The following is a 12,550-nucleotide window of genomic DNA, read 5'->3' as shown; positions in this document are numbered from 1 at the left end:
TCAAGATCTGGATTTCCGGTCCGCTCAGATGGGGAGTTCCACAAAAGCAAAAGGCAGGTCGGTCTGGGCCTGCAAAATGCTGCTGCTGGTAACCGTGGCATAGGAAGCCAGCGCAGGGTTCAGGTAAGTCTGGGACACCCGCTTCAGGTCTTCCAGGGTGGTCTGCAGGATTTGCGCCCGGAAGGCTTCCTGTTTGTCCCGCGTGAAGCCGCCCAGATCGCCAAACACCCGGGTGCTGCCAATGGTGTCAGGAGAAGTCAGGGGATCCAGCGCACTGCAGGCGCTCAGGATGCCTTCTTTGAGGTGACGTTCCTGCAACTCCCCGGCTTCCACCCGTTCCAGCACTTCCAGAAACACCTTGAATGAGCGGCTGAGTTGCGGATCGCGGTAGGTGGCCAGGGAGAACACCCCTGCCTGGGTGTCGTAGCTGCTGAACGCCCCGTAAGCCCCACCTTTTTCCCGGATTTCGGGAATCAGGAAGGTGTCGGTGAGGATCTGGCTGAGGATGAACAGCGGGGCTGCATCAGGATGGGTGTAGGGCACGCCTTTGAAGCTCATGGCATTGAAAGAAACCAGGGTTTCGGTCAGGCGGGCCACCGGGCACAGTTCACTGGTTTGCAGGGGGGTTTGTGACAGCTCCTCACTGGAGACAGAGAACAGCTTCAGGGCCTCGGTTTGCAGGGTTTCCAGCTGGTCTGCTTCTGCAGTGAGGCACACCCACAGGCCGCTTTTCAGGCTGTCACGCAGCATCTGCTGGAAGTCCTGCAGCAGGGTTTCCAGTTCTTCCTCGCTGGAGGCCAGGTATTTGCGCAGCACATTGAGCTGGGTCAGGCCCGACTGGCGCTCCCTGAGGGCCACCACCGGACTGAGCTGACTGGCTGCGGTGCGGGTGGCGTAAGAGTGTCCAGCACGGGTGATGCCAGATTCCAGTGCCACCAGTTGCTGTTTGATCAGTTGCTGCAAGCGGGCCACGGTGAAACGCGGTGCGAACAGCATGTCGTGCAACACTTCCAGCAGGGCCTGCTGGTTGCGCACCAGGGCCTTGCCACTGAGCGTGAAGGTTTCAGAGGAAACCAGGGGATTTTCGGGTCTGGCATGCACCCCAACGGTGGCTGAAACCCCGCCAGTCACGGCTTCCAGATGGCGGGCCAGTTCCACATCGTCCCGCTCACCTGCTCCTGAACGGGTGATGGCGGTGGAAAGCAGGTTCAGCAGATCCTTCTGGCTGTCGTTCAGGTGATGGGTGTGGAACAGCACCTCTGCATACACCAATCCATTGGTGGGCTGGGGAACCAGTGCCACAGTTGTGCCTTCAGAAACCACCGTCTGGTAGGGAACCTCTGGGACCGTCACATTGACATCACTGAGCTCCAGATTGGGCAGGGAGTCGATGTCTCCGGGATCATCCTGCAGAGAAAGCACCTTCAGCGCATTGCTGACAATGCGTTCCTGATCGGCCTGCTGCAGGGTGTTCAGGGCATGCTGAATGAACTCCTGTTCCTGAGCGGCTTCTTTTTGCGCCTGGGTGGTGCTTGCCTCCAGAACCACCAGGGCACGGTGAGGATTGTCCAGCAGTTCTGTCTGAATCAGGTTTTCCAGCACCCGGCCCTGTTTGCGTTCTGCTTCCAGTTGCTCCAGGTGATGGTTGAAGTTGAGGGCCTCCACGGGATCTGCCCCGTACATCCATTCGGACAGGAAGCTGAAAGCCACCTTCAGGCTGTAGGGATACCCGGAGTTGGAGACATGCTTGCGGTACAGCTCGATCTTGTGGATGGCACTGTCAATGAGTTCATCGGGAATGCCCTCTGAAACCAGTCTGTTCAGCACCTCCAGAATCAGGGCCTCGATTTGTTCTGCATCTTGTGGATTGGCTCCGCGCAAACCTGCCACAAAGCGGGACTGGGCAAAGCCATTGTTGAACCCTGATCCTGGTGCCAGGGCCTGCCCCAGACCAGAGTCAATCAGGGCTTTCTGCAAAGGGGCTGCACTGTTGCCCAGCAGCACACTGGACAGCACCGAAAGTTTTAGGGTGGTGTACAGGTCGGTGGCACTGGCGGTCATCCAGGCCAGGGCCACAATGGATTTGTGGTCGGTTTCGCTGCTGGGATACGCCCCTGTGGCTTTGACCGGTGCATCGAATGGAGCCTGGTTTTCCACCTCAATGTTGAAATCCTGTTTTTCAAAACGCCCCAGAGCCCAGGCATCTATTTTTTCCAGAATGCCAGCCAGATCCTGGTTGCCATAGGTGAAGAAATAAGCGTTGCTGGGATGGTAATGGCGGGCATGGAAATTCTTCAGTTGCTCATAGGTCAGGTTCACAATGGCAGCAGGGTCGCCGCCTGAATCCCTGGCATAGGTGGTGTCAGGGTACAGCGTCTGACCCAGCAGGTTGTTAAATTGCATGCTGGCATCTGCACGGGTGCCTTTCATCTCGTTGTAAACAATGCCCTGCACGGTCAGGCTGGACTGGGGATCCTGGGGATCGCTGTACTCGAAGCGGTGGGCTTCCCGCAGGAACTTCCATTCATCCAGGGTGGGAAAGAACACCGCATCCAGATAAATGGACAGCAGATTGAAGAAATCCTTCTCATTGCGGGTGGAGAAAGGATACATGGTGGTGTCGTCCCCGGTGAGGGCATTCATGAAGGTGTTGAGCGACCGGGGCATCATCATGAAGAAGGGATCTTTGACCGAAAACTTTTCTGAACCACCCAGCACCATGTGCTCCAGGATGTGGGCCACTCCGGTGTCATCGGTGGGAATGGTCTTGAAGCTGACCATGAAGGTGAGGTTGGGGTCATCCCGTTCGATGTGGATGTGCCGTGCACCAGACTGGTGCCTGAGTTCGATCAGGGTGCCATGCAAATCGGGCACTGGAGTGATGCGAGTGACTTCGTAACCATGAAGGGTCTGTCCCACTTGCCAGCTTGTGATCATGGGCGAAATTATATCGCGTGAAGTCCAGCCGCAACAGGTCCAGATTCCCTATTGTCATCATCCGTGAGAAGGGCTTTCTCCCAGAGTCCTCAGAAAGAGCAGGTACACTGAGGCCATGCGAAACTGGTTTCTGGGCGCAAGCCTGGTCTTGATGGTGGCCTGTTCTGGTGCAGAGAACTCGGCCAGCCTTCCCAAAGACACCGTAAGGATCTCCAACACAGCCCTGAGCGGTGCCATCATTTCAGAGAACTACAGTGCCTCCATGGGGGTCATGGGTGGGGTTTCTCCCTACATCATCACCCTCACCGATGGCAAACTGCCTGCAGGTCTGTCCCTGTCCAGTTCGGGAACCATCAGTGGAACCCCCACCGAAAAAGGCAGTTTCACTTTTTCGGTGCAGGTCACAGATGCCAACCTCTCCACCAAGGTGCAGAAGTACACCCTGGTGGTGACCGACAAACCCCCACCAGAATTGTCTCTGGAATTGCCAGGCACCCCCATCAAGAGTGCCACCCGCATTCCAGTGGTGCTGAAAAATGCAGAAAATGTGGCTGGAGGTCGCCTCACTTTCACGGTTCCAGAAGGCCTCATCATCAAAGATGTGCAGCCCGTCACCGGAAAACCCCTGGTGATCTGGAACATCCAGAACAACGTTCTGACAGTGGATTTTGCCTTCACCCAGAAGTTCTTCCGCAACAGAAATGCACTGTTCCTGCAGGTGGAATCCAGCAAGGAAAACGGGGTTTACCTGCCTCCAGTTGCTGCTGCCAACTATGATTTGCGGGATGCCAGTGCCAAAAAACTGGCGGGCACAGATCTGTTGACCCCTCCAGTCAAAACAGAACCTGTCAAAACAGATCCTGCCAAGACCACAGATCCGAAAACCACAGATCCCAAGACCAAAGACCAACCTGCTGATGCTTCCCAGACCCCTGCGGGAGATCCCGTGGATCCTGGCACCGAGGTTCAACCCGAGAACCCCAATCCCCAGACGGATGGAGAAACCCCCTCCACCACACCTGAAACAGACCGCCCACAGGACAATCCGGACAACACAGGTACCCCAACAGACGGCCCTGATGCCACTGGAACCGATGGAACCAGAGAGACCCCATCCAGCCCAGAACCCACAGATCCCAATTCCACACCCAGCACAGAAGGTAGACCATGAAATTTCCGTTTGTTTTTTCCCTGCTGGCCCTGGGAGCAGCCCAGGCCACCACCGTCAGTGTCCTGGGTTTTGAAGATCAAATCAAAAAAGCCGATGTGGTGGTGCATGTGCGCATTGTGGATGTGAAAACCATCCAGAACAAAAATTACCCCTGGAAGCAATACACCCTCAGCATCAAGGACACCCTCAAAGGCAATGCCAGCATGCTGTCACAGTTGCCCGAGGGCCCTGCCATCAATGTGCTGGGAGGAGACACCTGGCAGATGGAAGGGGCACCTGCTTTCAAGAAAGATGAAGAATGGGTGCTGATGCTTTACAAAACCCCCTATGACAGTCCTGTGGTGGGGTTCAACCAGGGCATGTACCAGATCCGGGACAACCGTGTGCTGGGCATCGAAAGCCTGAGCCTCAAAAACAATGAACTGGCCACCTTCAAAACCGCCATCCGGGAGAAACTGTGAAGCGCCCACTGGCAGCACTGCTGCTTTCTGGATTGCTGCTGGGTGCAGCCTGGGCACAGGAACCCACAGATCCCAATCCCCAGCCCAATCCAGGCACAGGGTCACCTGAGAATCCAGCACCTCAGCCTGACCCTGTTACACCTGATCCTGCCACAGAAGCTCCAAAAACCGAACCCAACCCGGAAACCCCGGCAACCACTCCTGTGACCACCCCAGAAACGGAGCAACCTGGGAAAGAGCAACCTGAAACCGAGAAAAAAATCGAACCTGCTCCAGCAGCTGAGACCACAGTGCCAGTTATTAAAATTCAGGTGACCGTGCCAGAGGCTTTGCGCCCCATGTTCACCGATGCCCTCAAGGTGTTCTCTTATGAACGTGTCCCTCTGCAGGCAGAATTCACGGCCAATGCAGACACCCAGTTCCTCACCGAAACGGACATTCCTTTCAATCCGGATGCCGGAAGCCGCACCCTCACTTCGGGGAACAAGAAATTCATCTGGATCAACACCGCCAGTGCCCTGTCCCAGAGCCTGGTCTGGAAAGTGGAAACCGCCAGGGTGCTGAAGCTGCCAGATTCCATTTTGCTGCCCAGAGACCGCATCCTCACCGAGCAGGACAAGCAGGCCCTGAAAACCCAGTTTGCCAGCAAGGGAGACCTGAATGGAGATGACCGGGTGGATTTGCTGGACCTGATCATCCTGGCCAAAAACATGGGTGTCGAAAACCCTCCCAAAGGGGACCTCAATCAGGATGGCAGGGTGGATGACACCGATTACAACCTCTTCCAGCAACTTTATGGCAAGTGAAAGGCTCTCTGAACCTCGCTTCTGGCCGGTGATGGTAAGTGATTTCTCTTCCGTTGTGGTTTTTGGGAAGTGTGCTAGGATGGGCTGAATGGAAGGGACCATGGACCTGCAAGACTGGCTGAAACTGCACGACTGGGTGCAGACCGGAGGTCATGCCAAGGTCGTGATTCAGAGTGGTCTGGTGCAGGTCAACGGTGCCATCGAAACCCGCAGGCGCAAAAAGTTGCGCGAGGGAGACACCGTGACCTACCAGGGGAGAACCGCCACCGTACACTTATGACTGACATCCAACATTACCGGGACCGCAAGGACGCACACTTCAAAGGGCCACACAGTCCCCTCAGTGCCGAGAGAAAGCAAGGTTTCACTGGATTGAAGTACTTCTCCGTCAATGAGGAGTACGCTTTCAGGTTGCCAGCCATGCATGATGAAACATTGCGCATCATTGAAATTCACACCAACACCCAGGAAATCCGGGAATACCAGGTTTGGGGGTATGTGGATGTGCCTTTCTCCAAAGGCCACCACCGCCTTGAATTGTATGTGCCTGTAGAAGAAGACGATCCCCAGAGGCTTTTTGTGCCGTTCAAGGACCGCACCAATGGGCAGAGCAGTTACGGTGGAGGGCGTTATATCGATGCCCCACTGGATGGGGATGAAGTGGTGTTGGATTTCAACATGGCCTACAACCCCTACTGTGCCTACGATGAAAGCTGGTCCTGCCCTTTGCCTCCGGCCTCCAACTGGATTCCTTTTGAAGTTCCTGCTGGCGAAAAAGCCCTGTAAAAACACCATCAAAATACTGAAACAAAGGATTCAAACACCCCCCTGGATGATTGTCAGGGGGTGTTTGTGTTGAGGGTGAGTTCCCTGCAGAAATGGACTGCTGGCCTCAGCGGGCAATCACCAGAAAATACACGTTGTTGGCCCCACCGCGGTGCAACACCTCTGCGGAGGCCCTCAAAGTGGCTCCGGTGCTCAGCACGTCGTCTATCAGCAGGATGTTCAGGTTCTGCGCAGAAGCATTGAGGGCAAAAACCCCTTTCAGGTTGTGCTGGCGCTCTGTGTGATGCAATTTGGCCTGCTGATGGGTGTAAATCACCCGCTTAAGCAAGTCTCTGGTGGGAAGGTGCAGGTGCTGTCCGACTGCTTCAGCCAGCAGGCGGCTCTGGTTGTATCCCCGTTCCCTTTCCCGCCTGGGGTGCAATGGCACCGGGCAGAGGACATCCAGCTTCCAAGCCTGGGGCACAGAACGGGCCAGGGTCGGCCCCAGGCTCCGGGCAATGCCTGTGTTGTTCTGGTATTTGAGGGCATGCACCATGCGCCGCCATTTGCCTTCTGCAGCCCCCAGATAGATCAGGTGTTCTGCTGTGGTGTCCAGCAAGACACTTTCAGAGGTCAGCTGGGCCTGGGTGGGTGTGCAGCGTTCACAGAGGGCAGCAGGGGTTGTGAGGGCCTGCTGGCAGCCTGGACACAGCTGTGGAAACAAAGTCCTCAGAAAAGTTTGCATGGTTTTGTGCACAGCCTTCAGTGTAGTCTTAAGCTTTTCGGGTAATCTAGATACGTGAAAGCACCTAAGATCGTCGTGGACCTCATCTTCACTCTGGCCATTCCCCTGATGCTGCTGAGTGACAACCTGTTCAAGACAGGCTTTTCTTTTTCCGAACAGTGGGGGGCCAGAACCGCCTACATTGTGGCTGCCCTGATTCCAACGGCTTACATCCTGATTGATTTCTTCAGAACCCGGGTGATCAATCCTTATACCATTGTGGCGGCCAGCAGTGCCCTCCTGAACGGTGCCCTGGCTTTCCTGAAGGTGGATGGCTGGAAGTTTGCTTTGAGGGATTCTTACGCCCACATCGTCATTTTCATCATTGCTGCCATTTCGCTGGCCATGAACCGCCCTTTCTTTGGCGAGCTGATGAAGATGGTGCTCAATCCTGACAACGAGAACAAAAAAGCCCTGTATCAGAAGTTTGTGGCTTCTTCTGCCATTCAAAAAGCTGTGATTGCCGGAACCGTTGTGATCATGGCAGAGGCCCTGATCAACGGGGTCATCAACTTCATCATGAATTACAACAATGTGGTGGCGGCTTTTGGCACCAAGGAGTTCAACGCCCAGAAAGCCGGGGTGGACGCAGCCATGCGTCCCATCAGCATTGTGATGAACCTGATCTCTTATGGTCTGGCCTTCTACATTGTCACCTGGAACAGCAAAAACGAGTTTGGAGAAAAAGCCAGCCCCATGGAAGACCACTTCTGGGAAGCGCTGGAGCAGCACCACAACCCGCAACCCACCCCGAATTCTGCAGATTGAATCCAGCAGTTTAATCCAGCAGTTTAAAACCCCTGCTTCTCTGGCAGGGGTTTTTGCTGAGACCCAACTGTGGGTTAAACCTGTCCGATCCAGTCCTGATCGTGGGTCTGAAAGACTTCACGCATCTGCTGGTAGAGGCTGTCTTCCAGCGGTCCCTGTGCAATGGTCTGGATGTTGCGTTTGATGTTCTCAAGGTTGCGTGAGCCCACGATCGCACTGCTGACCCCAGGGGTGAACACCGTAAATCTGAGGGTAAAGTCTTCCCAGGAGATGGGAGGGGTGAAGCCCATGGCATGCATGCGCAACCAGTACTCTTCGGCATACTGGCCATGGGGGCGTTCACTGTGAATCCAGGGCACGTTGCCCAGAGGACGCTTGGCAATCACGCCCATGCCCCTGTTGTGGGCGTGTTCCAGGGAGGGAATCACCCGCTGGTCAAAAGGGTTGACGCTGCACTGCACGCTGTCAAACACATCCGAGTCGATGGCCCATTGCAGGGCCTCGTTTTCCCCAGAGTAGGCCACGGCCCGGATTTTGCCCTGGGCTTTGACTTCCTGCAGGGCTTTCAAAAGCCTTTCGTTTTGCAGGGTGCCCAGTGGGCAGGAGTGCAGGTGAAAGATGTCGATGTAATCGGTGCGCATGGTCCTGAGGGCACGGTTCAAGCCCTGGTGGATGTTTTCGGGGGACCAGTCGGCGGTGCCTTCTACACCATACCCTCCCTTTGTGGAGAGGATAAAATCCCCTCTGCGCCAGGAGAGGTGCCTGCCAATGCGTTCCTCGGAGAGGTCGTAGCCTCTGGCAGTGTCGATCAGGGTGATGCCTGCGTTGACCACCTCGTTGATGAGGGAGCCCACGAAGTTTTCATCCAGCTGGTCCCAGCCGATGTGTCCTGCGCCAAATCCCAGGGCGGAAACCTGAAATCCTGACTTGCCAAAATCCCGGTAGATCATGTGTGCCTCCAGCAGACTCTGATTCGTACTATTTTTCGAATAATCCAAACCAGAGTTCGATTTCTCCAGTCTACTGGATCAGCTCGAAGCTTTCCACATCAAAGAGGCCCAGAGGGGTCAGTTTTAAAGCAGGAATCACACTGAGGCCCAGAAAAGCCAGGGTCATGATCGGGTGGGGCAGAGGACAGCCCAGTTGATGCACCGCCTGCTCAATCTCATCTTGCAGGGCAGCCACCACCTCTGGTGGCTCACTGCTCATCAAACCACCGATGGGAAGGGGCAAGGTGGCCCGCACCTCACCATCCGCAACCACCGCCACTCCGCCCTGCATCTGCTCGATCACCTGGGCACACAGCCGGATGTCTGCATCGTTGGTGCCTGCCACCATCAGGTTGTGGGCATCGTGCTGGATGGTGCAACCAAAAGCCCCATGCTGCAGACCCATGCCATGGGTCAGGGCGCTGGCGTATTGCAGGCCCTCAAGATGACGCTCAATGGACACCAGTTTGACCCCATCGCTGCTGCCCTGATCTTTCTTGCGGGTTTCAATCTGGGTCGGCAGGACGCCAATCACCGGATGGCTGGCAGGCACCTCAAAATGGGCTTCTGACCAACCTGTGCCCAGCTTCACGCCCCCTCCAATCAGTTCAGGGGTGTGCCTTCCAGCCTGGGCGGGTTTGCCTCCCACATAAGTCTGCAGCACCCGGAAGTCCTGCAGGTCTTCCAGCAGCACGAAATCTGCATGATAACCCGGAGCAATGGCCCCCAGATCGTGCAGGCCCCAGTACTCTGCAGGGTTAGAAGTCACCAGACTGAGGGCATAAATGGGGTCCAGGCCGCCCTGCACTGCAATCCTGAGCACCCGGTCCAGATGGCCCAGGGCCAGCAGTTCCTTGACATCCACATCGTCGGTGACGCACATGGCCCGACGGGGTTCTTTTTTCAGGACCGGGAGCAAATCCTGCAGATTGCGTGCTGCGCTGCCTTCCCGCACCATCAGCCACATTCCAGCCCTCAGGCGGTCCCAGGCCTGATCCGGGGTCACGGCCTCATGGTCAGAGTGGATGCCTGCACTGGCATAAGCTTGCAGCGTCTGTCCCGACAGACCTGCAGCATGCCCATCGATGCGTTTGCCTCTGGCGGCTTCCAGTACCGACCAGACGCCTGCATCGCCGCTGAGCACCCCCGGATAGTTCATCATTTCTGCCAGACCCAGAGAACCGGGTTCAGAGAGGGCCTGGGAGATGTCCTTTGCATCCAGATGGGTGCAGCCTGCCTCGAATGCACTGGCAGGAACGCAGGAAGGGGTGCTGACATACACCCGCATCCCGGAGCTTCTGCCCGCTTCCAGCATCCAGCTCTGACCTCTGAGGCCCAGCACGTTCACAATTTCATGGGGCTCGGCAATCACGGTGGTGGTGCCTCTGGGCAGAACTGCAGCCGCAAAACTGGCCGGGGCCAGCATGCTGGATTCGATGTGCACATGACCATCAATGAACCCCGGAGCCAGGTAAGCCCCCTGGGCATCCAGAATTTCATGGGCCTGGTACTTTCCACCAAAGCCCACAAAGCGGCCCTGGTGCACAGCCACCTCCACCTCCAGGATTTCCCGGGTGAGCACGCTGACCATGCGGGCATTGCGAATCAAAAGATCGACTTTTTCCTGTCCCAGTGCGGCCCTGATGGATTCAATCATGACTCCACCCCCTTCAGCAGATTTGTCCCATTATGCAGATGTTTAGACAGATTGGGAAGAGGGTGAAGTTTTGCTGGCAGGGGTTTTTACAGCGGTTTCCCGGCAAATTTCATGCTGGATACAATTTTTTTCGCCAGTTTCTGGGCCTCTGCAGGAAGGCGGGCATACCCCAGGGGCTCGTTGTACTTCTGGGCACCTGTGATCACCCAGTCCAGCATGTTTTTCAGGGCTGTGGCGGTCTGCAAGGTTCTGCGGTTGTAAGACTGGTCCTGAAACACCAGCAGATAAGTGTAAGCACTGATCGGGTACCCGGTTTTGCTGGAGGTGTTGGTGATGCTGATCCGGGCATCCGCAGGAAGTTTGATGCCGTTCGCGGCTGCAGCAACGCTTCTGGACGAAGCATCGATGAACCGTCCCGCTTTGTTCTCGATCAGGGCGTAAGACAGGTGGTTCTGCTCTGCATAAAGCAACTCCACGTACCCGATGGCCCCTGGTGTCTGCTTGACCACAGCAGTGACGCCATCGTTTCCTTTGGCCCCAATGGTCTGGTTGCCCCAGTTGGGTTCCTGGGAACGCCCCACCTTCTGCTGAAAGAGTGGGCTGATCTTGGAGAGGTAATCGGTGAACACGAAAGTGGTTCCACTGCTGTCTGCCCTGCGGGCCACCGAGATGGGCAAGGGGGGCAACTTGACCCCGGCATTCAATTTGAGGATGCCCGGATCGTTCCACAATCGGATTTCTCCCATGAACACTCTGGCCAGCAAAGCCCCATCAAACTTCAGGCGGGTTTTCAGGCCCGGCACATTGTAAGTCACCACCACCGCACCCAGAGCCGTGGGGATGTGCAGCAATGTGTTGCCAGGCAGGGCTTTTTTGAGGTCTTTGTCATTCATGGGCTGATCTGAAGCCCCGAAATCCACAGTCTGTTCCAGGATCTGCCGCTGACCGCCGCCAGAACCAATGCTCTGGTAATTGACCTCGATGTTTTTCAGTTTCTTGTATTCAGCAAAATACTTGCTGTAAAGGGGATAGGGGAAAGAAGCGCCTGCACCCTGCAGGGAGACCGCCTGGGCCACCGACAGAAGCATGACACTGGTGAGGTAGAGCCTTTTCATCCAGATGATTGTAAAGCAGCCTTCCTGTGTTGCATGTCCCTCCCACCTGAATTGCAGCTGCTGTCTAGATCAACAACCCCCCAAGAACCCGTTCAGGGACAGCTCACGGCCAAAAGTCCCGGACGTGCTAGAGTAAACAAAGATTATGAGTACCTGGGAAGTGATCATCACCATCATTGGCGTGCTGCTTGGCGGCTACCTTGGAACCCTCGGATTGGTGCGTGCCTTGCAGGCCGGCGACCGTGCCGAAACCGACACCGACCACACCCACAGCCACGGACACGGCCACCACTGATTGCTGTCTGATGCTGTAAAACAGAAGAAGTCTGGGAAATCCAGACTTCTTTTTTTGGTTTCCTGAGGGTTCAAAACAATCCGGTCAGCACCCCACCCTGATGTTTAACCCGCTGGTGCCGGTCTTCAAAATCGGGCAGGAAGCGTTCCACGCAGGTCCAGTATTCTGCGCTGTGGTTGAGGTGGTGCAGATGGCAGAGTTCGTGCACCAGCACATAATCCAGCAGATCTGGCTCCAGCAGGAGGGTACCCACCGAAAGGGCCAGAATGCCCCGTGCATTCATGCTGCCCCAGCGACGCTGTGCACGGGTGATGCGCACTTTGACGGGCTGCACCTGGATTTTTTCTGCCCAGTGCTGAACCCGTGAAGCCACCAGTTCAGGTCCCTTTTGGATCAGGAAAGCCTTCAGGGCTTCTCTGGGAGTGTCCTGGGGAATCAAAATCTGCTGATCCAGCAAGCTGATTTTTGGCACATCCTGAATCAGGAAGGTGACAGGTGATCCTGCGATGTGACCTTGCAGACCATCCTTCAATTCCCAGAGGACAGAGCGGGTTTCCTGCACTTTTTGCAAGATCCAGTCCTGGCGTTCCTGCAGGATCTGCTCAACAAACTTCAGGGTGAGGGCACGGGGCACCGAGACTTCCAGTTGACCACTGGCCACCCTCAGGCCAATGGTTTTGCGGGTTGAACGTTTGAGGATGTAGGGAACCTGCTGTCCCTGCAACAAGATGGCCCGGGTCATGCTGCCATTGTACCCCCACACCACGCCCTGAAAAGTGAGGCTGTTTAGGGCGGGAAAACG

At 56.0% G+C, this 12,550-nt stretch carries 13 protein-coding genes; 7 read left to right on the top strand and 6 right to left on the bottom strand.

The window, feature by feature from the left end:
• Nucleotides 1-24: 24 nt before the first annotated feature.
• Nucleotides 25-2,937, bottom strand: coding sequence for an insulinase family protein (locus IEY52_RS07775; protein ID WP_189002048.1), 2,913 nt, complete (start codon nucleotides 2,935-2,937; stop codon nucleotides 25-27).
• 115 nt (nucleotides 2,938-3,052) lie between these two features.
• On the opposite strand from IEY52_RS07775, the gene IEY52_RS07770 reads away from it, so the two are divergent.
• From IEY52_RS07770 to IEY52_RS07750, 5 genes are all read left to right on the top strand, one after another.
• The gene (locus IEY52_RS07770) at nucleotides 3,053-4,108 is read left to right on the top strand and encodes a putative Ig domain-containing protein (RefSeq protein WP_189002046.1); all 1,056 of its coding nucleotides are present in this window, start codon (nucleotides 3,053-3,055) and stop codon (nucleotides 4,106-4,108) included.
• On the top strand, nucleotides 4,105-4,569 hold the full coding sequence (locus tag IEY52_RS07765; protein WP_189002044.1) for a hypothetical protein: 465 nt from the start codon (nucleotides 4,105-4,107) through the stop codon (nucleotides 4,567-4,569). The genes IEY52_RS07770 and IEY52_RS07765 overlap by 4 nt, the downstream gene beginning before the upstream one ends.
• Complete coding sequence (locus tag IEY52_RS07760; RefSeq protein WP_189002042.1) at nucleotides 4,566-5,375, top strand: dockerin type I domain-containing protein; 810 nt, start codon at nucleotides 4,566-4,568, stop codon at nucleotides 5,373-5,375. The genes IEY52_RS07765 and IEY52_RS07760 overlap by 4 nt, the downstream gene beginning before the upstream one ends.
• A gap of 88 nt (nucleotides 5,376-5,463) precedes the next feature.
• Complete coding sequence (locus tag IEY52_RS07755) at nucleotides 5,464-5,655, top strand: RNA-binding S4 domain-containing protein (RefSeq protein ID WP_189002040.1); 192 nt, start codon at nucleotides 5,464-5,466, stop codon at nucleotides 5,653-5,655.
• Nucleotides 5,652-6,161: a DUF1684 domain-containing protein gene (locus IEY52_RS07750; protein ID WP_189002038.1), complete on the top strand. Its 510-nt coding sequence runs from the start codon at nucleotides 5,652-5,654 to the stop codon at nucleotides 6,159-6,161. Before IEY52_RS07755 ends, IEY52_RS07750 begins: the two co-directional genes overlap by 4 nt.
• 106 nt (nucleotides 6,162-6,267) lie before the next feature.
• Here IEY52_RS07750 and IEY52_RS07745 read toward each other — a convergent pair whose 3' ends face one another.
• Nucleotides 6,268-6,897: a ComF family protein gene (locus IEY52_RS07745; protein WP_189002036.1), complete on the bottom strand. Its 630-nt coding sequence runs from the start codon at nucleotides 6,895-6,897 to the stop codon at nucleotides 6,268-6,270.
• A gap of 42 nt (nucleotides 6,898-6,939) precedes the next feature.
• Here IEY52_RS07745 and IEY52_RS07740 point away from each other — a divergent pair, with 42 nt between their 5' ends.
• Entirely contained in the window at nucleotides 6,940-7,692 is a 753-nt protein-coding gene (locus IEY52_RS07740) for a VC0807 family protein (protein ID WP_189002034.1), read from the top strand.
• 74 nt (nucleotides 7,693-7,766) lie between these two features.
• On the opposite strand, the gene IEY52_RS07735 is transcribed toward IEY52_RS07740, so the two are convergent.
• The 3 genes from IEY52_RS07735 to pstS form a co-directional block, all read right to left on the bottom strand.
• Nucleotides 7,767-8,642, bottom strand: a complete 876-nt coding sequence (locus IEY52_RS07735) for an aldo/keto reductase (RefSeq protein ID WP_189002032.1) — start codon at nucleotides 8,640-8,642, stop codon at nucleotides 7,767-7,769.
• 70 nt (nucleotides 8,643-8,712) lie between these two features.
• Entirely contained in the window at nucleotides 8,713-10,338 is a 1,626-nt protein-coding gene (gene ade / locus IEY52_RS07730; RefSeq protein ID WP_189002030.1) for an adenine deaminase, read from the bottom strand.
• Nucleotides 10,339-10,424: 86 nt separating this feature from the next.
• Nucleotides 10,425-11,453, bottom strand: a complete 1,029-nt coding sequence (pstS, locus tag IEY52_RS07725) for a phosphate ABC transporter substrate-binding protein PstS (RefSeq protein ID WP_189002028.1) — start codon at nucleotides 11,451-11,453, stop codon at nucleotides 10,425-10,427.
• Nucleotides 11,454-11,598: 145 nt separating this feature from the next.
• On the opposite strand from pstS, the gene IEY52_RS07720 reads away from it, so the two are divergent.
• Nucleotides 11,599-11,748 (top strand): hypothetical protein, encoded by a 150-nt coding sequence (locus IEY52_RS07720; RefSeq protein ID WP_189002026.1) that lies wholly within the window; start codon nucleotides 11,599-11,601, stop codon nucleotides 11,746-11,748.
• A 70-nt stretch (nucleotides 11,749-11,818) separates the two neighbouring features.
• Here IEY52_RS07720 and IEY52_RS07715 read toward each other — a convergent pair whose 3' ends face one another.
• Nucleotides 11,819-12,490, bottom strand: coding sequence for a M48 family metallopeptidase (locus tag IEY52_RS07715; RefSeq protein WP_189002024.1), 672 nt, complete (start codon nucleotides 12,488-12,490; stop codon nucleotides 11,819-11,821).
• Nucleotides 12,491-12,550 lie beyond the last annotated feature (60 nt).

Source organism: Deinococcus roseus (assembly GCF_014646895.1).
Taxonomy (GTDB): domain Bacteria; phylum Deinococcota; class Deinococci; order Deinococcales; family Deinococcaceae; genus Deinococcus_C; species Deinococcus_C roseus.
This window is presented reverse-complemented; position numbering and strand designations above follow the sequence as displayed.

Bases quoted from the DNA above. Each gene is read 5' to 3' on its own strand.
- IEY52_RS07775 (WP_189002048.1), bottom strand. From the start codon at position 2,937: ATGATCACAAGCTGGCAAGTGGGACAGACCCTTCATGGTTACGAAGTC.
- IEY52_RS07770 (WP_189002046.1), top strand. From the start codon at position 3,053: ATGCGAAACTGGTTTCTGGGCGCAAGCCTGGTCTTGATGGTGGCCTGT.
- IEY52_RS07765 (WP_189002044.1), top strand. From the start codon at position 4,105: ATGAAATTTCCGTTTGTTTTTTCCCTGCTGGCCCTGGGAGCAGCCCAG.
- IEY52_RS07755 (WP_189002040.1), top strand. From the start codon at position 5,464: ATGGAAGGGACCATGGACCTGCAAGACTGGCTGAAACTGCACGACTGG.
- IEY52_RS07750 (WP_189002038.1), top strand. From the start codon at position 5,652: ATGACTGACATCCAACATTACCGGGACCGCAAGGACGCACACTTCAAA.
- IEY52_RS07735 (WP_189002032.1), bottom strand. From the start codon at position 8,642: ATGATCTACCGGGATTTTGGCAAGTCAGGATTTCAGGTTTCCGCCCTG.
- ade (WP_189002030.1), bottom strand. From the start codon at position 10,338: ATGATTGAATCCATCAGGGCCGCACTGGGACAGGAAAAAGTCGATCTT.
- pstS (WP_189002028.1), bottom strand. From the start codon at position 11,453: ATGAAAAGGCTCTACCTCACCAGTGTCATGCTTCTGTCGGTGGCCCAG.
- IEY52_RS07720 (WP_189002026.1), top strand. From the start codon at position 11,599: ATGAGTACCTGGGAAGTGATCATCACCATCATTGGCGTGCTGCTTGGC.
- IEY52_RS07715 (WP_189002024.1), bottom strand. From the start codon at position 12,490: ATGACCCGGGCCATCTTGTTGCAGGGACAGCAGGTTCCCTACATCCTC.